General features: G+C 40.2%; 17 protein-coding genes. 10 read left to right on the forward strand and 7 right to left on the reverse strand.

Translation table 11 applies throughout. From position 1 onward, the window contains the following. The first annotated feature begins 130 nt into the window (after positions 1 to 130). The 5 genes from iorA to V7O67_RS08985 all read left to right on the forward strand — a co-directional run bounded on the left by iorA (position 131) and on the right by V7O67_RS08985 (position 5112). Complete coding sequence (gene iorA, locus V7O67_RS08965; protein ID WP_342305164.1) at positions 131 to 2020, forward strand: indolepyruvate ferredoxin oxidoreductase subunit alpha; 1890 nt, start codon at positions 131 to 133, stop codon at positions 2018 to 2020. Beyond that, positions 2017 to 2622 carry an indolepyruvate oxidoreductase subunit beta gene (locus V7O67_RS08970; RefSeq protein ID WP_342305163.1) on the forward strand — a complete coding sequence of 202 codons (606 nt, stop codon included), beginning with the start codon at positions 2017 to 2019 and terminating at the stop codon, positions 2620 to 2622. The genes iorA and V7O67_RS08970 overlap by 4 nt, the downstream gene beginning before the upstream one ends. A 17-nt stretch (positions 2623 to 2639) precedes the next feature. Next, entirely contained in the window at positions 2640 to 3974 is a 1335-nt protein-coding gene (locus tag V7O67_RS08975) for a phenylacetate--CoA ligase (protein WP_342305162.1), read from the forward strand. 249 nt (positions 3975 to 4223) lie between these two features. Continuing rightward, on the forward strand, positions 4224 to 4904 hold the full coding sequence (locus V7O67_RS08980) for a hypothetical protein (protein WP_342305161.1): 681 nt from the start codon (positions 4224 to 4226) through the stop codon (positions 4902 to 4904). 10 nt (positions 4905 to 4914) lie between these two features. Next, complete coding sequence (locus V7O67_RS08985; RefSeq protein WP_342305160.1) at positions 4915 to 5112, forward strand: hypothetical protein; 198 nt, start codon at positions 4915 to 4917, stop codon at positions 5110 to 5112. Between the two features lie 67 nt (positions 5113 to 5179). Here the strand turns inward: V7O67_RS08985 and V7O67_RS08990 are convergent, their stop codons facing one another. Together V7O67_RS08990 and V7O67_RS08995 are read right to left on the reverse strand one after the other, a co-directional pair. Further along, a complete protein-coding gene (locus V7O67_RS08990; RefSeq protein WP_406669902.1) occupies positions 5180 to 7363 on the reverse strand; it encodes a diphthine--ammonia ligase in 2184 nt (727 codons plus the stop codon). Between the two features lie 494 nt (positions 7364 to 7857). After that, a complete protein-coding gene (locus V7O67_RS08995; RefSeq protein ID WP_342305158.1) occupies positions 7858 to 8244 on the reverse strand; it encodes a hypothetical protein in 387 nt (128 codons plus the stop codon). 273 nt (positions 8245 to 8517) lie between these two features. On the opposite strand from V7O67_RS08995, the gene V7O67_RS09000 reads away from it, so the two are divergent. From V7O67_RS09000 to V7O67_RS09015, 4 genes are all read left to right on the forward strand, one after another. Continuing rightward, positions 8518 to 9105 (forward strand): CDP-alcohol phosphatidyltransferase family protein, encoded by a 588-nt coding sequence (locus V7O67_RS09000; protein WP_342305157.1) that lies wholly within the window; start codon positions 8518 to 8520, stop codon positions 9103 to 9105. A 107-nt stretch (positions 9106 to 9212) separates the two neighbouring features. Beyond that, a complete protein-coding gene (purS, locus tag V7O67_RS09005) occupies positions 9213 to 9464 on the forward strand; it encodes a phosphoribosylformylglycinamidine synthase subunit PurS (protein WP_406657624.1) in 252 nt (83 codons plus the stop codon). Beyond that, positions 9461 to 10156, forward strand: a complete 696-nt coding sequence (gene purQ, locus V7O67_RS09010) for a phosphoribosylformylglycinamidine synthase subunit PurQ (protein WP_406669903.1) — start codon at positions 9461 to 9463, stop codon at positions 10154 to 10156. Before purS ends, purQ begins: the two co-directional genes overlap by 4 nt. Before the next feature lie 247 nt (positions 10157 to 10403). Beyond that, positions 10404 to 11228: a hypothetical protein gene (locus V7O67_RS09015; protein ID WP_342305154.1), complete on the forward strand. Its 825-nt coding sequence runs from the start codon at positions 10404 to 10406 to the stop codon at positions 11226 to 11228. A 154-nt stretch (positions 11229 to 11382) separates the two neighbouring features. Here V7O67_RS09015 and tnpC read toward each other — a convergent pair whose 3' ends face one another. After that, positions 11383 to 12831 carry an IS66 family transposase gene (gene tnpC / locus V7O67_RS09020; protein WP_406671409.1) on the reverse strand — a complete coding sequence of 483 codons (1449 nt, stop codon included), beginning with the start codon at positions 12829 to 12831 and terminating at the stop codon, positions 11383 to 11385. A gap of 130 nt (positions 12832 to 12961) precedes the next feature. On the opposite strand from tnpC, the gene V7O67_RS09025 reads away from it, so the two are divergent. Further along, the gene (locus V7O67_RS09025; protein ID WP_342305153.1) at positions 12962 to 17107 is read left to right on the forward strand and encodes a S8 family serine peptidase; all 4146 of its coding nucleotides are present in this window, start codon (positions 12962 to 12964) and stop codon (positions 17105 to 17107) included. Positions 17108 to 17153: 46 nt separating this feature from the next. Here V7O67_RS09025 and rnhB read toward each other — a convergent pair whose 3' ends face one another. The 4 genes from rnhB to V7O67_RS09045 form a co-directional block, all read right to left on the reverse strand. Next, a complete protein-coding gene (rnhB, locus tag V7O67_RS09030) occupies positions 17154 to 17807 on the reverse strand; it encodes a ribonuclease HII (protein ID WP_406669904.1) in 654 nt (217 codons plus the stop codon). A 65-nt stretch (positions 17808 to 17872) separates the two neighbouring features. After that, positions 17873 to 19612, reverse strand: coding sequence for a type II secretion system F family protein (locus tag V7O67_RS09035; protein ID WP_406669905.1), 1740 nt, complete (start codon positions 19610 to 19612; stop codon positions 17873 to 17875). Beyond that, positions 19558 to 20055 (reverse strand): hypothetical protein, encoded by a 498-nt coding sequence (locus V7O67_RS09040; protein ID WP_406669906.1) that lies wholly within the window; start codon positions 20053 to 20055, stop codon positions 19558 to 19560. The genes V7O67_RS09035 and V7O67_RS09040 overlap by 55 nt, the downstream gene beginning before the upstream one ends. A 16-nt stretch (positions 20056 to 20071) precedes the next feature. Next, a complete protein-coding gene (locus V7O67_RS09045; RefSeq protein WP_406669907.1) occupies positions 20072 to 22264 on the reverse strand; it encodes a type II/IV secretion system ATPase subunit in 2193 nt (730 codons plus the stop codon). Positions 22265 to 22296: the final 32 nt, after the last annotated feature.

Genomic DNA, 22296 nt, shown 5'->3' on the forward strand with positions numbered 1-22296 from the left:
ATTTATATTTCATCAAATAAGTGCATAGGTCAGCATCAATGTATGAATATATGCAATGTTTCACGTTCCCGGATGTGAATCTGTTGTTTGATTTTCTTTTACATATTATCCATTTATCCATTCAAGAGGAATGATATTGACCAGTAAACGCATATTAATGGGTAACGAAGCCATTGCTTTCGGAGCCATCAAAGCCGGTGTCCAGATAGCGAGCGGCTATCCAGGCACACCTTCTACCGAAGTTATGGAGACCATTGCTTCTCATGCAAAAGAGTATGGTATCTATGCCGAATGGGCCACTAATGAGAAAGTAGCGCTTGAGACAGCCGTAGGAGCTGCATATTCAGGTGCCAATGCCATGGTAACTATGAAACAGGTTGGCCTGAACGTAGCTTCTGATCCTCTTATGAGCCTTTCTTACATAGGTGTTAAAGGCTCACTTGTAATTCTTGTTTCAGATGATCCCGGTCCACATTCATCCCAGACCGAACAGGATACCAGGGCCTTTGGTCATTTTGCAAATATACCTGTACTGGATCCTGCAACTCCACAGGAAGCCTATGATATGACAAAACTGGCTTTCAAATTATCACACGAGATGGAAACTCCTGTGATACTCAGGACCACAACCCGTGTATCTCACGGGTGTTCTGATGTACTCATCGAGGACCTATCGCCGGTTTCCAGAGACATGGAAGGATTTGTGAAAGACACAAGATGGACCATTTTCCCAAAACTAACGGCACAGAGACATCCTCTGCTGGAAGAGCTTCAAATAACTATGTCATACCGTTTTTCAGAATACTTCGCAGATGAATCTTTTAACTCAATATCAAAGGGCAGCAGCAAAATAGGAATTGCAGCTTCGGGTGTTTCATATCTTTACGCAAAGGAAGCCATAAGGAATTATCCTGGTACATTTTCAGTATTCAAGGCAGGAACTGTGTATCCTTTCCCTGAAAAGGCAGCCCTTGAATTCCTCAAAGATATCACAGACCTGATAGTTGTCGAGGAACTGGACCCGTATCTTGAGGAGCAGTTCCTGCAATTGGCAGGCAAATATCATCTTAACGTGAATATACATGGAAAGAAAGACGGTTCTTTCCCTGTCAGTGGGGAGTATGATGTTGATGTTGTCATCGATGGTATGAACAGGGTACTGGAAAGTATCAATGATGACATTTCTCCGCTTACTCATTCAGCTCCTGCAATAGAGCAGAATGATATTCCTCCTTTGCCTGTGAGAGCTCCCACATTGTGTGCCGGTTGTATGCACAGGACAGTTTTCTATGCGTTCAAGAAAGCCGCCGCAAAATTACGTTCACAAAAGGGTGTAGAATCCATATTTTCAGGTGATATTGGCTGTTATACACTGGGAAATGCAAAACCTCTTGAAATGGTCAATACCTGTCTCTGTATGGGGGCTGGTATCAGTATCGCCGCCGGTCTGTCCCAGACACAGGAATATAGAGGTACTCAGAAGGCAAAGCAGGTGTCCTTCATAGGTGATTCTACTTTTTTCCACTCAGGAATCGCTGCCGTTATCAGTGCAGTATATAATAATGCTGACATCACCGTTGCAGTTCTTGACAACCGTACCACTGCCATGACAGGACATCAACCCCATCCTGGTATAGGTGTAACAGCTCTTGGTTCTCCTGCAAAGATCATCGACATAGCAGATGTTCTCAAAAGTTGCGGAGTTGGCATGGTCAGAACCATAGAGATAGATTCCCTTGATGAGTGCATGAATATAGCCGCTGAGGCCATGGAGTTTGAAGGTCCCTCTGCTGTTGTGTTTAAAGGAAACTGTGTTGCTATCTGCAAGGGACAAGGTCAGTATCTTGTGGATGAGGACAAATGTACAGGCTGCAAGCTCTGCATATCCCAGCTGGGATGCCCTGCTATATTTTCAATATCCTCGGGTTTGCCTGTTATCCAGGATACCTGTAGTGGATGTGGTCTCTGTGCAGAGATATGTCCGTCAGATGCTATTGTCCTGAAGGAGGTCTTACAATGAAATTCGATATTCTTATTGCAGGTGTAGGTGGTCAGGGTGTCGTACTAGCCTCTCGTTTACTTGCCACCGCTGCCATGAATGCCGGTTTACATGTAGCTACAGCTGAAACAATAGGTATGGCCCAGAGAGAAGGGTCAGTTACAAGTCATGTGAGGATTGGGGACGATGTATGTGGTTCGCTTATCCCGCAGGGAAACGCAGATTTGCTGATAGGGCTTGAGCCTGGGGAAGCCGCCCGTAACCTTCGTTTTTTACGCAAAGGTGCTAGCATTGTGGTTAATGAGCATGCAATAATACCATCGACCCAGGGTAATGAAGTATATGATCCAGACCAGATGCTCGAGTTTTTGAAGAGCAATTGTCCGGAGATAATATCTGCTGATTTCACCGGTCTTGCAAAAGATGCAGGAACATACAGGGCAGCTAATGTATCTATGATTGCGGCTGCTGCAGGTGCCGGTCTTTTACCTTTCTCAGTGGAATATCTGTGGAATGTGCTTGAAAAGATGATTCCGGAAAAATATAGGGATGTCAATCGCAGGGCCTATGATATGGCAATTGAAAGTGTTTCAAAAACAAACGATGCCTCTAAGGATCAATGATGGCAGGAGTGAGATGAATGTGTGATAATCATGTAATTGATGGTTCAAAGAAAGTGGTTCATGTAAGTGAATGTGAAAGTGAGAATTGTTGCACACATTCCGGTCTATCCGATGAAGAAAGAACGACCAAGCTAAGACAGCTTCTTCAAAGGGTTGCAAAGGGCAGCTCTTTCTACCAGAAAAAATTCAAGGAAGAAAGTGTTGATACCACTGATATAAGGTCTCTGGAAGATATCAGCAAGCTCCCATTAACTACAAAAGAAGAGCTAAGAGATGCCTATCCTCTGGGTCTTCAGGCTGTACCGGATGAAGAGATTGTGAGGATACATTCATCTTCCGGTACAACCGGAAGCCCTGTTATAATCCCGTATACCAAAAGAGATGTGGATGTATGGGCAGAGATGATGATGCGCTGCTACCAGATGGCAGGGCTTACGAATACTGACAGGATACAGATAACACCCGGATACGGCATGTGGACTGCAGGTATAGGTTTCCAGGCAGGTGCAGAGCTTCTGGGAGCCATGGCAGTACCCATGGGTCCGGGAAATACGGAAAAACAACTTCAGATGATGGTTGACCTGAAATCCACAGTCCTTGGCAGTACTTCCTCGTATGCTCTCCTGCTTGCAGAGGAGATTAGTAAAAGGGATCTGAAGGACAGTATCAAATTGAAGGTTGGGATTATTGGTTCTGAGCGCTGGAGTCCTAAGATGAGAGCACGTATCGAAGACGAGCTTGGTATCGAGACTTTCGATATCTTCGGTCTAACTGAGATATACGGACCTGGCATTGCCCTTGATTGCTCACAGCATGATGGTCTTCATTACTGGTCAGACCACCTGCTCTTTGAAATAATAGACCCTGTTACAGGAGAGAGCCTTCCAGACGGTACTCTTGGTGAGCTTGTCATAACTACGTTGACCAAGGAAGGAGCTCCGCTTATACGTTACAGGACAAGAGACCTCACACGTATCATACCTGAACCATGTGAATGTGGAAGTCCTTTCCCACGCATAGACCGCCTGCTTGGACGCACTGATGACCGCATCAAGATAAAAGGTGTGAATGTCTACCCCGGACAGATAGAGGATGTGGTTCACAGGGTGGAAGGTGTGAGCAGTGAATACCAGATAGTCCTTGAAAGGGATGCTGGCCGGGATACCATGCTCTTCAGGGTTGAGGTCGATAATGCAGATAACCCGGAAATCAACAGGAAAAAAGCAAAACAAATGAACAAAGCATTTCAGGATTTCATAGGCATCAGCGTTGATGTGGAATGTGTTGGGATTGGAGCATTGCCACGCAGTGAAAAAAAGAGTAAGAGAGTTATTGATAATAGAGAGATGTGAAGGATATCATTTCACTCAATGACTTTAGTTTCTATCCTCCTCCTTTTATGATACATAGAACCGGTGGGCAGGAAACAGATTTATATCATAGGCTCAAAACTCTGCATATATAGTTTTACAATCAGCTACGTGGGGCGGCTGTCAGATCATATCTTATAATTTATAATCAGGGTCTATATCATTAGTATTCATAGGGGGATTATTTGATATCAGGATGATAGTTCCTGATGACCTTGGTGGGGATATTGAATGGATGTAAATGTCACAAGTGTACTGGAAATGCCAATATGGTGGCCGAATAACATATCCGTAGGTGTCTTCTTCTTTCTTTTAGGGGTTACAGGTGCCGGAATAATAGTCTATCTTGGTAGCTGGGACAAACTAATGGGGAATACAGCTCGTATACTGGAGCTTCAGGACCAGACAGAGTCTGTCAGGGAACTGCTTAAGGAAACAACTGATAATGGTGATAAAGACCGACTCTGGCAGGAGATTGTCAGGAAGGAGAACGAACTGAATAAGGAAAAATGGTTCTTTCGATATCTTGGGATCATACTATACCTCTTTGTCGGAGGTATGATCGCAAGCATACTGGCCAACAGTATGCTCGAAGCTGTCGCATTCGGTGCAGGCTGGACAGGCCTGATTGGAGTTTTCGGTATCAAAAAAGATGTTGATGAAAGGATGAAGCGGCGTGATGAAGACAAATCTCTCGATCAACATGACGCTGAAGTTATCAAGAATAATTATGAGGACAAGATTAAAGAGTATTCCCATATCATCAGCGAGACACGTAACAAAATAGAAGATATGGAAGAAAAACTCAAAGATTCATATTATAGTGGCTATGCAGATGCCATAGAGAAAGTTGCTCAGCTCAAAGGCCTTGACAGCAAGGAATTGACCGAGGAGATTATAGAAAAATTATAGGGGTTTTCTGATGACTGAAGATGTAAGAACCAAGCTCAGGCAAAAGCTGGTGGAGAAAAAAAGCATACCTGATAATATACTGGCTGACCTTGATGAATTAAAGGTTACCCTAAACAAAGAGGGATTGGGTATAGTGGATGATGAAAGGAATGCTGAGATCAAGAAGGCTTTCAGTTCAATTCAAAAAAGGGCACAGAAGAAATATTAAATAATTATCTTCTGTCTGACATTTTTTACTATCGTTATGCTAAAGTAGGTTGAAATAGGATTTCACATCACTCTTTATCCACCAGTACAGCATTGGTGATAACAACATTTGCCGTGTACTCGTCGAGTTCGATGACTTCCATTTCCCTGATCTCTATCCTTTTGTGATACATCGGTCCGTCGAGCACGAAACTTTCAAATTCGCCCCCTTCTCCTGCGACATTGAGCCCTATCTTCTCGTTGAGTTTGACAAGCTTCTCAATATCCTTCTCCTCTATCCTGCGTCCGACCCAGCTCTTATTAAGACCATAGGCTGCAATGCTACTGAAAATGAACTCAAAACCGATTGACAATAGTTGTCGCATCTCTTTTTCCTGGTCGATATGCCATAGTGGCGAGAATACTTTGAGTCCTATCTCGTCACAGATTCTCTCTATTCTCTCACGCTGGTAGTTTGAATAGAGTGCTCCCGTGACGACTCCTTCAATGCCGAACTCGTCTCTGGCCCTGAGAATGGCATTTTTCATATCCCCGAGTTCTTTCTCTTTTTCACCTAATGTCATTTCCTCGATGAGCGGAATGCCCATTGCTTCTGCCTGCATTTGTGCAAGACCAATATTTGGTGTGTGGAACATGTAGGAATCAGGATTCTTACTTTTAATCGTGATAAGACACTCTACGGAGTAGTTTTGCTCCTGCATTATATGCATTGCATAGTTGCTGTCCTTTCCCGAACTGAACAGCACCCCGAGTTTCAGGTTGGGCTGGCTATAGAACTGCTTCAGATAGTCGGTTTTTGTCCGGAAGCCTGCCTTTTTTGTGAGTTTTCCAATGGCTTTGTCGAACCTGCTTCCGTATTGTGCGGCCTGCTTCCTGCGCTGGCTGACCTGAGCGGGAACCCCGATCTCATCAGCAAGCAGACGCAGTATGAGCTTGTTCTGTTCTTCGCTTATCTTGTATTGTGCAGGTATCTTCAGACAATAGTCTACAAATCTTTTGTCAAGATAAGGTACACGCAGTTCAATGTTGTTGTTCATTGCAACAACGTCGTCCCTGTATGTGTTTTTTTCGTATATTTTCAATATGTCCGCATAGCAATCTCTGTTTATATCGGTGGAGCGCTTATGCCGATCGTAACCTGCCAGCAGCTCATCTGCACCGGAACCTGAAAACATGACCCTTATGCCATCTTCCCTTGCTGCAATACATGCTGCATACATTGTCAATGCAACTCCTACCTTGGGAACATTGGTGTCTTCAACCAGCGGAACAACTGCTTTGAGGTACTTTTCTACTTCATCAAGCGTTATTTTCTTAATCTTTAGATCAAGGCCCAGCTCATCTGCCATCATCCGGGAGTATTCAACGTCAGGTGGAAGTTGTACTTCAGAAAGGCCTGCGGTGTAGCAGGTAAAATCGATTCCCGGTTTTTTCCCCATGAGTTTGCACATATGTGCAATGATGGTTGAGTCCAGACCACCGGAAAACAGTATGCCGAATTTCTCTTCAGGTATTCGTATTGAAACAGCATTTTCAAGTAGCTCTTTCATGTGTTTTTCTAGTTCCGCAATGCTACCTTCATGTTGAGGTGTTATGAAAAAGAATTCCCGGTTGTACTTTTCTCTACAATCTTTTCCGATATTGTAGGCAAGTATCTCTCTTGGATTGAGTTCTTTTATGTCGGCAAAGCCGGTTTTTGCAAGAGCTTTTTTCTCCGATGCAAAGGCAAATCCTTCGGAATTAGTGTACCATAGTGGTTTAATTCCGATGATATCCCTTGCAAGATACACAGTGTCATCCAGCCAGTAGGCAAACGCATAGACGCCAATGACTTCGCGTAGTATCTGGTCGATGACCTGCATTATGTCAGCTGGGGAGATGGAGTTATTTCCTGCATCAAAGACCTGCTTCTCGATGAGCTTTATCAGTAGATCCGTATCGTTCTCTGCTTCAAGATCGTATTTTTCTGCGAGTTCCTTCCAGTTGTATATCTCGCAGTTAGCAACGATCTTTCCACTATATACGATTGGCTGAAGCACAAAATTGACCATTGAGTGCAGACGATGTCCTAAAGTATTCCTCTTTGAAATCTCAGGATCGAACTCAAGGGAAGTAACATTCTCTGCAAGGTAAATTCCGTTCTCAGTACTAATCCCTATACCATCAAGTCCCCGGTTCTTTGTTATTTCAAGGGCTTGTAAGGTATGTTCCATTGCGTTGTCGTTATTAAAAAAACCTGTAATTGAGCACATAGTTCCAGTTGATAATAGTGTTTTTAGTTCAGAAAAGCGTTCCAGTCTGATAAAGGCTTTGAGTACTTAGTAATAAGTGGCCTTGAAATCCTGGCTCTGTAGAAATCCTTATTTGAACAAAATAAACCTTGAAATACTCATAAGCTTTTCCCCTCTCCCCCAAACCCCCTCACCCCTTTTTTTTTCGTAACAGGAGTCCCTATAGTAAACGTTATTCTATTTTATTTTCATTTAATGTAAAATGAGATGTAACTATTCAGCCTGATAAAAACGCTATCAATAACAATCTTGACAAAAAGTTGAAACGTAAATTTCATTAGGATCATTTATTTTGATTGTTGCTATTGATTGCTTTTTTGATTGTTAGATTGTTAGTGAGCAGACATCTCTATTTCGATGAAATCAGTACCAATAGGCAAATCGTGCCAGGCTGAATAGTTACAATGAGATAAACAAAAAAATAAAAAAAGGATATAAATTGAAAAGTGATATGCTCAGGGTTTGCATTCCAGAGCAATACGTTCTTCCGGCTTTAAGGAGACGTAGAATTTTAGTATATCTTCCGGATTTATATCTACTCCGAGATTATATCCATTTGCTCTGCCTGTCCTTAGAAACCTTTCTTCCTTTTCATGCTTTCTAAGCATCAGAGCTTGAACTTCTTCATCTCTAAGTTTTGACATATCTACTTTCCTGAGAAGACCTATGAGCAAGAAGTTATTTTCAATATGTTCGTAAATGCTTTCTTTATTGTTCTCAACCTTCTTTTCCGGCTCGAACAGGTAGGCGGTCTCACCATTAGAATCCTTGTATGCCAGTGATATTTTCTTGAGTACCAGTTTTCCATTTTCGGATATCAGAATAGTGCGCTCAGTCTTCATTTCATTGCCTCTGTTTGTTTTTTGCAGAATCTAGGTCCACAGATCTTTCATGCAAATCATGAGATTGTATTAGCAATTTACAATCTGTTGTGTTTGTTCTACTATTGCTGGTTTCTCAATTTACTATTTAAATATATCTACACTTTGATATCTAATGAGTATCATCATTATGAGATATTATATTTTTGATGTGTTCGTTTTTACTTAGGTTATACAAAATATGAAATAGAAAGACCTTCAAAAGACTCAGTGAAGACACAGGAACTAAATCATATGTTCAACGAATTAAAGAATACTGTCAGAGTATCGATATTGCCCTTTGTAAGGTGGGTGCCATTATCTCCTAATTCTCTTACTATCATCGGTTTACTCATCAGTATCTGGGCGGCAGTTGCATTTGCGACAGGTGATCTTTTAGGCGGTGCACTGTTGATACTTCTCAGCGGGTTCTTTGACATGATAGACGGTGCTGTTGCAAGGGCAAAAGGCTGCATGACAGCTTTTGGTGCAGTACTTGATTCTGTGTGTGACAGGTATGCTGATGCTATCATTTTTGTGGGTATTATCTATGGAGTTGTAGCAGGCCGTGTTCTACAGACGACTGTCCTTTCAGTTCCCCTATGGCTCTGGGTTGTATTCGCTATAATTGGTTCCTACCTTGTGAGTTATGTACGTTCAAGAGCGGAAGCTGCAGGTGTTGAGTCCATGAATATCGGAGTAGCTGAGAGACCAGAGAGAATGATGATACTTGTGGCAGGCTCTTTGAGTGGTTATCTGGGAGAGTCTATAGTTGCTATAGTAGTTCTTACTCACATAACAATGATTCAGCGTTTGCTCTATGCAAAAAGGTCACTTGAGTAAGAAGATTATATCTGCAATGCAAAGGTTATAATAGCAGACGTTATTATTTATGCCTGAGTTTATCTTATAATAATATAAATCATCAAATGAGAGCTGAGGATGCGAAGATGCAGTATCAAGCTGAAGTAACTATTGAACTTAAGGCAGGTATGCTTGACCCTGAGGGTACAACTATCAAAAGAGCGCTTGAACATTTAGGTTATGAGACAGATAGTGTCAGGACAGCAAAAAAATACACTATCACTCTTCAAGCAAATAATATCCATGATGCAAGAGAAAATGTTGAGGAAATGTGCCAGAAACTGATAGCAAACCCGATAATCCATAATTACGAGATCTCCCTGAGGGAAACAGAATGAGTATTGCCATTGTCCAGTTTGGTGGCAGCAACTGCGACCTTGATGTCCTCCATGTTTTCAAAGATGTTGTGGGTGTTGATGCCGAGCTTGTATGGTATAAGGAAGAAAACCTCGACCGATTTGACGGTGTCGTGATACCAGGTGGTTTCTCTTACGGTGACTATCTAAGGGCTGGCGCAATAGCTGCACGTACTCCTATTATGAATTCGGTCAGGAAACAGGCGGAGTCCGGCAAGCCGGTCATTGGCATATGCAATGGTTTTCAGGTTCTTACGGAATCCGGTCTTCTCGACGGTGCACTGACCACCAATGATTATCCTAAGTTCAGGTGTGAACCTACATATCTAAGAGTAGAGACCACGGATACTCCTTTTACTTCAGGTTTTAAGAAAGGAGAAATCCTGAACATTCCTATAGCTCACATGGAAGGTAATTTCTATGCAGACGAGTCAACTCTTGCAAGCATGGAATATAATGACCAGGTAGCTTTCAGATATGTTGATAAAGATGGTAAGGTAACGGATGAAGCAAACCCCAATGGCTCACAGGAAAACATTGCAGGCATTATTAGTGCGCAAAAGAATGTGCTTGGAATGATGCCGCATCCTGAGAGGGCATCTGAAGATATTCTTGGTTCTTCTGACGGGCTAAGGGTATTTAAGTCAATGGTGGAGTATATCTCCAACAAATGATTCTTTTCCTCTTTTTCTAGAACATTAACTGTAAATTATTTATAGCAAATATTTATTTTATTTTTTACATTGATTAGTAACAATGTTTAGTAATAAAAATTCGAAGAGTTTTAATATAATCCAAAAGCTACAAACCAATGTTAATAAAAATTTAATTTCATAATATTTGGGTCGGATGTGGTTGGATTATAATGGAAATTAATTCAATTAGCTTTGGCTTTGTATTAATTTATAAAAGGCCGTTAAAATGTCAAAGACAGCAATTTTACTTTTGAGTTTAATCCTTTTTCTATCAATTGTTCTTTCGAGTGGATGTGTAGATAAAACTAAAACTACAATAAATGATGTAAATCTTAGAAATATTCCTGAAATTTTCGATGAAAATGTAATTATTATTCTAGGTGAAAATGCAAATTCAGTAGAATCTGAAGAATCCCTGTCAATTGCGGATAAATTGGAGAACCTTACAGGAAATCGACCCATAATTAAGAAAGTTGCTGAAGCATCTGAGATTGAAAAATCAAGAAATAATTTGATTTTTGTGGGAAATACAAGAACAAATCCTACAATGAAGTATGTTTATGATCTCCATCCTGACCTTTTAACAAGATCAATAAAAACATATTGGGAAGGCACAAACAAAGGCTCCTTATTAATTTATTCAAATCCATGGACAAGTACTCTTTCTCCTTCTGAAAAACATGTGCTTCTAATTTATGGATATGATGAGAATGGCACAAGGTCAGTAGTTGAGACATTTGTTGAAGGAGATTTTTTCGAGAATTTTAGTGGTCGGGGAATTATCACATCATGGAATAATGGTAAAATTTCATGGGACAGAGGTGAAGTGGTAGAAAAAAATCTTGCAGCTTCAAAAGCTCTTCAATATTGGGAGCTAAAAACACAAACATATCCTGAAGCAGGTATTTTTCCACTTAATATCACTGAGAAAAAAGATTATTGGTTAGTTGAGATTGGATCATCTGGATTTAACGATGTCGTTTTTTCAGAAGGTATTGTTTCTGTTTCCAAAGAAAATGGAGACGTAGGAGTGGTTAAGAATGATTTGTAAGAAATATGTAAAATTGAGTGCATCTTTGATGATTATAGCATTTTTTAGTCTGCAAACTGCATTGATTGCTGTGGCTGAAGATGTGAATTCTTCAAATGAAATAGTAACTATTCAGCCTAGCTCACTTCCACCAAGCTGATTTCTTCATCCACGATCAATTCTGCAACTTTGGAACAAATGAATTGCCATAAAATATTGCACTAATTGCATCGATAACAGATTCAGAATTCTTATTAACAGTAGACACGTATCCTCTTATACGGCAGAAATTTTTTGCACCCTGTTTACTGCGGAAAGTACCTGATATCTTCTGCTGTACTTTCGTCATTCTGATATCTCTTTCAGCCTGATTGTTATCAAACGGAACGTTTTGGTCGTACATAAATCGCAAGATATCCTCTTTATGGCCAATAAACCTATCCAGCAAATTCTTTACCGTGGTCTGCTTCTTACGTCCTCGTTTTTTAGACCGCACATTTGATTCCGGATCAGGAGGATTTTCATTCACTCCTAAACAAGTTATGTGATCATAATCCTCACTGAACCTTTGAATTAGCTCAGTATCTAAAAGATCATTATCAACATGATGTTTAATGCATATCAAGAGATCACTCATTATCTTTGGCCACTGTTGATCCCTGTTTTCGGAAGCTCCAGTTAACTCTCGTAATAAATGTGCATTACATAATGAATGTTGACATTCATATTTGTTGTACGGTTTCCAAAAATCATGTGTTGCAACACCAGTGTAACCTGGTAATATGCCCATAGCATCCATTGCTTCTGAGCCCCTTTTACGATGTGCAAAATAATAGGTCAGTTTGTCTGTACCTGCCACATGAAGCCAATTACGAACTGCATTTATTCTCATTCCTGTTTCATCCAGATTGATGACAGGAGATTCTTTCAGGAGATGTTTCACTGTATTTTCAAAAGCTCCAAGCTTCTCAAAACAACTACGTTCCGTGTTCACCAAAGTAGCAGGACTTATCTTGCATCCCAAAATATCAGAGAACAACTTGGTAACACGCTGATAAGGAAGTAATTGGTAAGTGTGCAAATAAACTGCAAATGACTTAACTCGATGACCGTATTGAGTCGGCTGAGTTACACCATCTGGAAAAAGAGCTTTGTTTACATGAGAACATTTGGGACATGTTTTAATCTCGCAACGATGTTCAATGCAATTGATAGTTATAGGAGGAATGTCAAAGACCTGTCTTCTTTCATAGTCAGAGGGAACAGAAGCTAACGATCTCCCACAATTGACGCATTGATTAACAGGATGAACAATAACTTCATCCGGATCATCATTTATTCTTAATGTAGTACCAGGATGACCGTTTTGACCACCTACATGCTTATTGGTCTTTTTTCTTTGACTTTTAACGGTTGGTTTATTCCGTGCATAAGAATCAGTAGAAGGTGGTTTGCTACTGTTGCGACTATTCTTTTCAAGCATTTCTTCCAAATGCCTGACACGCTCTTCAAGTTGTGCAATTTGGAGAGATTGATGTTCAATTATCCCAAGTAATCGAGTTACAAGTTCTACTACTGCTTCTGGACCAGCTTCATAAACTGCAAGTATTTCTTCGCGGTCTATACAAATCCCCTCAGATTGATAGACGTTTTTTATGATATTTTACTGAATATTTTTTAACACATAGAATGAAGCCATAGTATATTGTTTTTTGCATCATTAAAACAGTTAGGCTGAATAGTTACATGAAATAATGACTTTATACGATTCTAAACCTGATAAAGTCCAGAATATGTTGTGGTGGGATATTATAGAAAATCAACAAGTTGATGATGAAATCTTTAAAGCATCGTCTGCTGAATATTCAGCAGACTCTACAACCAACCAAAATACTAGAATTTTAATTGATGTTAATTTAGATTTGTTAAATGCTACAAACAAGAAAACAGTAAACGATGATTTAAATCGTTTAGGTGCTTACAATATTGCTTTTTATGAACAGGTCAATTCTATTGGAGCAGATTTTCCAATAAGTAAATTATCTGACCTCTCAGTTCTTGATTATGTTGTAAGCATTCTTGATGCCGATGCTCCAATTTTTGAGCCACAACTTGATAGAAGTATACCGGCAATCCAAGCAGACTATGCTAATTCTTTAGGTTTGACCGGAAAGGGTGTCAGGATAGCAGTTCTCGATACGGGTATTAACCATAGCACCGGTTTAATCAATATTGCTAAAGATGAAGATGGAAAATTAATTCAATACAGTGTTCACGATGAATCTACTGAGGATGATTCAGTAGAGGATTATGATGGGCACGGAACACATGTTGCAGGTATCATAGCTTCACAACCACATATGTGCAATGGAAATTTGATACAAGGCGTCGCACCAGACTCTGAAATAGTTCCCATTAAAGTTCTAGGAGGAGGTTCTGGAACAGAAGATATCGCCAAAGGTATTAATTGGGCAACAGAGCAGGAAGTAGATATAATCAGTATGAGTATTGGTACTGCCTATCCTGATAATTATCCAGGATATTGGGATATTTCACATCCACTTATCACTCAAATGAATAATGTTAGAACCGCAATTGAAAGAGGGGTAATTGTAGTTATTAGTTCTGGAAATTTAGCTGATAATCACAATTCTTCAAGACTTAATAAAGGGCAATCTGTAGTAATTCCATTTTATGCACAAAATGAGATTAAAATATGTTTCTACAAGGAAACTATTGAGGATAAGTTTAGGATTTCTCTCTATGATCCAAACGGAAATTTGAATACATCTTTTGTTTATGATAATGAATTTGATTACTCAGTATATCGGACGTTAAATGTCTCGCCAAATACAGGTACTTGGCAGCTCAATATAACAAGAGACAATTTTGCTACAGGAGATGGAAAATATGAACTTATTATCAATGATTTAGACGGAAAAGGTATAGCTTATATTAACAGGGATTATAGGTCTAATTTGCATTCTATAACAATACCTGGAAATGTGGAACAAGCTATCACTGTAGGAGCTTCTTCTGTTTATGGCCACGGAAACATCGTAGACTTTAGTTCGCGAGGACCTACCAGAAATGGAAATTTAAAGCCAGATATTGTTGCACCGGGTGATTGTATTTTTTCATTGGTACCAGCTTCTGCAAAATATCCAAGTGGCCACGCATATAAATCTGGCACAAGTCAAGCAGCGCCACATGTATCTGGTGCTGCCGCTTTGCTGATTCAGCATTATCGTGAACAATACAATCGCGATTTAAGCCCCGCTGAAATAAAGGCACTTTTGATGGGATCGGCAGTCGACAGAGGTGGTAACATCAGTGAATCCATAGACAATGACTATGGAGCAGGTATACTGAATGTCTATGCAAGTACGCTGTTCACAGTAGCTGATGATGAGGTTGGTGGCCGTTTATTCCCTGACGATGATGATGACTGTAACATCACCGTACCTGAAAATGCTCCTCCATGGCTTAAAAACAAGGGCATGCTTTACTGGTCAGATTCAGATGACGACATTGACTTGTCTCTATTTGATTCTGATAGTAAATTAATATCTTCCAGTGACCTTTTAGTTCCAATAATTACAAGAATGATTTCAGATAATCCCAGTGCTGGTATTTGGAGATACACTATTACTGGAAAATCATATGGTGATTCTGGTTGGGATTTATGGGATGAATCTGAGAAATGGTATTTAGCAACTTCTTATCCATCCAGTGATATCTTTGAAGAAGAAACTGGAAGCATAACAAATGATGACATCAATAACTATTATATTGAGGTTCCAGACAATGCGGAATATATTCGGACACTGATCTATTGGGAGGATGCAAATAACAATCTCGATATAAAGTTGTATGATCCTGATAATAATTTGATAGATAACTCTACTCTGGCTGATGTTTCTGTTGAACAGGTAGGTATACATTCTCCAAATTCTGGAAAATGGAGGCTGGAAATCAACGGTACAAGTGTTGCAAACCCTCAACCATATAGCATACTTTGTAACTATCAACCTGTTGAATGTGAATCTAATTCAGATGTTTCACTGATAATAGATAGCTCTGGAAGTATGGGTTCGAATGATCCTAGTGATTTACGTAAACAGGCTGCAAAGATGTTTATTGATCTGGCATCTGAGGATGATCAATTGGCAGTAATCGATTTTGATGGTTCTGCACGTATTTGGCATTCTTTGTCACTAGTTGGAACATCGAGAGGCAACTTAAAAACTGCTGTTGATAAGGTTGATTCTTCAGGATCAACGGATATTGCTGCAGGTTTATGGCTAGGCTACAATGAATTAAATGGACCAAACGCCAATGACCTAAACGGAAAAGCAGATGTACTTTTAACAGATGGTCAAAGTTCTGTTGACACAAGTTCGATAGTAGCTGCGTATGTGGATAAAGGATGGCCAATTTATTCGATAGGTTTGTCCAGTTCAGCTGCTAAGGATTTGCTAGAAGATATATCTTCAAAGACTGGTGGAGTATACTATGATGCTCCGACAAGCGAGGCATTGCAGGACATCTACTATCAGATCAGAAATTTGGTTATGAACGTTCAGGAATTGGAAAGAGAAAGTGGTAACATTGCTCAGGGTGAATCTAGAGAAGGAACTTTTGATGTTGATAATTCAGTTGATGAGATGGATGTAGGAACAAGCTGGCCGGGAAGTGATCTGGATTTGATATTGTTCTATCCTAACGGTAGTCAGGTATTATTAGACTCTAATTCTCAAAGTGGCACTACGGATTCAGATATAAACTTCGTTTCTTCAAATACGTATGAGATATACAAGCTCAGAAATCCTCCGGCCGGAGTGTGGAAATATAGGATTGATGCAATTGAAGTACAAGGTTCAGAGCCATATACTTTTACAGTTTCTGCAGTGACATCAACAAAACTTTTGGTAACCATGGATGAAACTGAGTATTCAACAGGTGAATTCTGCACGATAACTGCAGATTTCTTTGATGAACAAAAAGGAATCTCTAACGCATCTATTGGTGTGGAAGTAATTTGTCCTGATTTAACATTAGAAACGTTCGATTTGGTGGAAGTAAACGATGGTGCTTATAAAGGTGAATCTCCTGCATTTGAACAACCTGGTTTATATCATATTAGTGTAAAGGCTACCAATGATAATATAAGAAGGCAAAAAACATTTGAAATAGATGCAAAAGAAGTCTTGTGGGCGAACTTTGATGCAGATTGTATGGCTGGTTCTGCTCCTCTGGCTGTAAATTTCAGTGACTTGTCAACTGGGAACCCTACTGCATGTGAATGGGATTTTGGTGACGGGACACCTACATCTGTTGAATGGAATCCTGTCCATGAATACAATGCAGCAGGTAGCTATAATGTTACTTTAAGAGTTTGGGATGCTACAGAATCATGCATATCAACTAAAGAACATTTTATACAAATTTTAGATGCCTCCATCTCATCTATTTCAGTCGAAAAGTTTACAAATGGATATGATGCAGACACTGATGCGCTCCCAAGTATCCCTATTGGAAACGCAGTTGAATGGGTTTATGTCATAAATAACACAGGAGATATTCCTCTTTTCAATATCAAGCTTGAAGATGATGTGGAAGGGGAGATTATGTGTCCATCTGATACATTATTGCCTGGTGAATCAATGCAGTGTTTGTTGAAGGGGACTTCCCAATATGGACATTACGTTAACATAGTATATGTGAGTGGAGAATCGAATGGTATAATTGTGAACAATAGTGACACTGGAGAATACTACGGTTATGATAATAGTGGTGGAGATTACCCGGTTGCAGTTCCTACTGCTCATCCGATCATCACTGCGAGTTTAGTTGGTATCTTTGGAGTTGTTATTTTGCGCAGATCAAGAGAAGAGTAGCCGAAATTACAATATTCAAATGTCGTTTTTTAGACATTTGATTTTTTCATTTTTCTTTATTCATCAAATTGTCTACAGTTTTCCAGGAATGTCTGACTATATCAGGTAATTCTCCGTGCTCCCTGAACCAGTCTTTCAGGAACTGTTTTGTTTTCGGATCGGAAGGGTATCCGCTTCCAAAATCAATGCCTATTTCTTTCTTGATGTCTTCAATCAGCGCATCCCTGCGCACCTTTGCAACGATAGAAGCAGCAGAAACTACGGGATATATCGCATCTGCCTGATGCCTGGAAACGATTGATATATCTTTTGCTCTTTCAGGGTGTTTTTTTGCATATTCCTGCAGGAGTCTTTTCCCGAATCTTTCTTCTTTAACGTCAGCAGCATCAACATATGCTTCATCAGGATGTAGTTCTTCAAGAACCTTTGAAAACGCAAGCACCATGATGTCATTCATACTCATAAGTCTACGAAACTCATCTATCTGTTGCGGTGAAACTTCAAACACAAAGATCTTCTCAGAATACTTTTCGATCTGGCTGGCGAGTTGTCCCCTTTTCTTAGGAGCAATTTTCTTTGAGTCTGCAACACCCAGATTCTTCAGTGCATTAATCTTTGACTCTTCAACAAGTACTCCCCCAATGCACATAGGGCCGATCACAGGTCCTTTGCCTGCTTCATCTATTCCCGCTACTTTCATATATCTTCCTGAGATCCACTATCGATATCAATGCCGGTAATCATAAAAAAGTATTTGCCATAGGTTCAAATGAACAATGTAAATATTGTATACCCTATGGCTATCATTATGGTTGAGTGTTTAAGTCCTGCCATAACACTTCCTTCGCCCATAGCACCTGCCATAAGGCCTGAACTCAGTCCCTGGATGATAGCTGCGTGTTTGAAGAGCTGTGTATAGGCATCCAGATCGAAGTTTCCAAGGAAACCTCCAGAGGTTGAACCTGTCTCAGCCATTTGTTTTCCAGCCTGGGCCATCTCGGAGAGGAATGTTGTCGAAATAACATAGATTACACCCACAAAGACCAGGAATGAGATGTAGATGATGACTATGTAGATCATCATGCTCATGGTACGTTCTCTCTTCATACCCTGTTCTGATGCAGCATCCCTGGCGGCAACCATAAGAACTTCGCCTATATCTCCGCTGGACTCATTTGCTTTCGTTATAAGGGAAAGAGAGCGGGTGACTACCTGGGTTCTCAGCCTGTTGGAAAATCTTATGAGAGCATCATTTATCTCAAGTCCCCAAAAAACATCATGCCAGATTTTCTTTATCTCTGAACTGAGAGCGTCTGTTTCAGACTTAGCCATAAGCCTGATAGAATCTCTCAATGTCATACCTGTTTCATTGGTACTTGCAAGCTTTTTCAGGAAATCAGGGAAACTACTTTCCAGTTTCTTTTTTCTTCTGGCCTTCAGTTCATGGAATATTGAAAGTGGTATTATGACCAGGAATAATGCAAGAACTAATTTATCATCAATAAAGTCAACAAGCACTATAGGATTACGAAGACTATTCATATTCATGAACAGTGGCACAAGAACAACAAGCAAGGCAAGTGGTATTGTCACCGCGAGTGTTGCCAAAGGATTATGAAACATCGGTGCAAGTGGATTTTTCAATAGGTTCTTCAATGCCAGTGATTTTTTAGACTTAATGAATCCTTCAAAGTAGCTTCTTTCACGGACCTTTTCTTCTGTTTCATCAATGAGTTCTTCGTTCTCATCAAACATCTGCTCGAGATCTTTTGGAATATTTGGTATTCCATGGTCAAGTGTCTCATTGGTTGGAAGCAGTTTTGGTTCTCCCATCTCTGTGGGAGTAATTATGCTGATCATGACTACAAACATAAGCGACCCGATTGGCAGAACTGCATAGATTATTGCATATACCATGGTTGCGGAACCTGAGCCCATAACTGCCATCATGACACCCATGATGATAATAAACAAAGGTCCTGCCACGAATGCCGTTACATATGATTCGGCGAGTAATGCCAGGGTTTCCAGGAATCCTTTCTGGTCCACCTCGGCTTTGACAAGGTACTGCTCTGATTTATCCCGGAAATAGTTTGGAATATTTCCTCCGCTGTCAATAACTGTCAGAAGATTGTATATAAGATCCTGGAACCTTTCCGAAGGGGTGATCTCAGATGCATTGGTGAGTGCCGTTCTCAGGTCGTGTCCGAAATAATCCATGTCCCGTACAATAGAGTCAACTTCCTTCGAGACTTCACCATATGTGTCTTCTGAGCGTGCAAGTGCCCTGAAAACATCAATGATGTTCATGCCACCTTTACTGAGGGCGTACATGAAAGTTACAGCATAAGGAAGCTGCATATCTATCTTGGACCTTCTCTCGCCTGCCTGGAATCCGGGATATAACATGAAGATAGTATAGACCAGTCCTCCAAGCCCTACAATAAAAACTATAGTAATGAAAAAAGCAACGAATACTTCTTTATATTGCAGAAGGAATGCCATGCCGGGGCTGAAGGTGAGTTTGTTATTTGATCTGGTAAACCTACCAGTACAATAGCTGTATATGTAAGGAAGAGGCCAATAATAGCACCAACTATTCCTGCAACAATAGAATAGAAAACTGCATTTGAAATATACATCTCATGGGATATCGGTATACGTGCCTGATTCAATTGCTTCTGCAGGTTCCGATAATTTGCTCTTTTGGCTTTAATTTTATCCCCTATCAGTACAAAGGGAATCCTTTTTAGTATATGGAAATAGGCAGTCGTTTTTATTATATAATGATCAACATCAAACTTCTTTTTAAGTTTTTTGGATTTTGTTTTCTGACCGACATCCATATTTTTATTTACTGGATCCTGAAGTTCTGGTGACTCTGCTGAAATGGTGTCAAACTGCAACTTTTTGCTCATCTCATCTGAAGTTTTTTTAATTCCTGTCAAAGTATCACACCAGTAATTATGCCAGTTTCAATTTTTTCAGTACTTTTTCGGGTGTTGACTGGTATGAATTGATAATGTCCGAAATTTCCTGGAAGTCAGTAATATTATTATTTACCATGTACTCCAGGACCATCTGGCGATAATGTAATTCCTGATTAACCTTATCCTGTCCCCAACCACGTCTCATCTTAATATCGAAAAGAGCTTTAGATTCACCTGTTCTGACAAAAATATCGGATTCGGAGTCCCATACAAAGATATCATTGGTTCTGATATTCCTGGTATTGGGGTCGATATCGATGATCTCTACAAGTTTGAGATTTCTCCTCACACGATTACCTTTCGAGTATGTCTGTGCCTGGATACTCATAATGTCAAGTGCCTGGATCATTGTACGCGGGACACTAATAGGTGGATTTTCAAGCCTGTGAATGGCGGATGCGACCGAATCGGCATGCATTGTTGAGAATGTGGTGTGACCTGTGGACATTGCTTGGAAAAGTGTCAGTGCTTCCTTACCTCGGACTTCACCTACCAGCAGGTATTCGGGACGTTGACGCAGTGCTGCCTTGAGAAGATCATACATGTCCACGGCTCCTCTCTCATCCGCAGTGAAAGAATCCCTTGTAACACTTGGAATCCAGTTAGGATGTGGTAGTTTAAGTTCCCTGGTATCCTCAAGAGTAATAATCTTGGATTTTTCGGGAATGAAAAGAGATACTGCATTAAGGGATGATGTTTTTCCTGACGCTGTACCACCCGCATAGATCAGGCTCTTGTTATTCTCGATACAAAGCCACAGATAAGCCATGGCTTCTGCAGAGAAAGTTCCCCACTTTATAAGGTCCACAGGGGTTATCGGAGTATCGCTGAACTTACGGATTGTAAAAGTACTTCCATGCGCAGTGACACAGGTACCCAGTGTCATCTGTATCCTTGATCCGTCAGGCATCGTAGCATCGATCATAGGTTCGGCCACTGAGATGTGCTTGCCACTTCTCTGTGCCATTTGAATTATAAAGGAGTTAAGTTCGTCCTCCCCATAAACAATGTTCGTAGCAATGTTATGGTGAGCACGATGGTAGAGGAATATTGGTACGTCATGTCCATTACCGGAAATATCTTCAATTGAATCATCATACATCAGGGCGTCTATTTTTCCGAAACGGACAAAATCCCTTTTGATATAATAGGATATCTTGGCGAGTATCGAAGGTGTTAGTTCCAGGGTATAATCCCGGATAATTGACCAGATCTTGGTGTCAAGAACCCTTTCTTTGTCTTCTTCATCCTCTGAAATCTCTTCAACAAGTAACACATCGCGAAGCCTGTCTTTGATTTCGTTGAGAAGTACTTCCTCGAAATCGGTCAGTTCGGGTTCCACAATATAGTAAAGGTGGTTGTTAATGTCTTCATTGAAAAGTATGACAATAAGTGTATATGGCTCATTGACCCAATAGCGCTCTACCTCTTCATAGCCATCCACACCCTTGAATTCAGTAATCGGACCATGTATTTCAGAGTCATAAGGCTCTACTTCTATTTCCGTTCTTTTGAAAAGGCTTTTTATTTTACCAACAAAGTTTAGTTTAGCTGCTTCTTCGCCTTCTTCTTCATTGTCCTCAGCAACGTCAGGAGTTATCTCATCTGCTTCTTCTAAGGTTATATCTGCTTTTTCTTCTTCAGTAGAAGTAGTAATTATTTCCTTTTCTTTAGTTAAAGGCTCTGGAATTTTGTCTTCCACTTCCTCAAATGATATCAGATTGTCTTTTTTAACACCGGGTTTTGTACTTTTTTGAGGTCCAAAGTTAGGTGATCTTGGAAGTAATATTCCAATTTCTTCGTCTCCTATATCTTCGCTTTTTACATCGTCTTCAATCGATGAACCCTGGTCTTGATCACCTTTTTCAGAATCCGGATTGTTTTCTTTTTTCTCAAGGATGTGTGCAAAATCCTTTTCGAATTTCTCTTCCGATTCTTTTATTTTTGAGATCTCTTTTAGAATATCCACACTATCAATTTCCTCATCGGATGCTTCATTATCATGCAATTCGTCATCCTGAATAGCATCAACTTTATCCCCGTTTTCTTTTGCTGCTGGGTCTTCATTTTGCGGCATTTTATTATCTGATGTTTCCTCTGGATTGTCAGTTTTATTGCCATTTTCAGAATGATTTTTTTCAGGAATGTTTAATTGGGCATCAGTCATTTTTTCACCATTTGATGCATGAATTAGATTAT

The sequence above is a fragment of the Methanolobus sp. ZRKC4 genome (assembly GCF_045291305.1).
GTDB lineage: Archaea > Halobacteriota > Methanosarcinia > Methanosarcinales > Methanosarcinaceae > Methanolobus.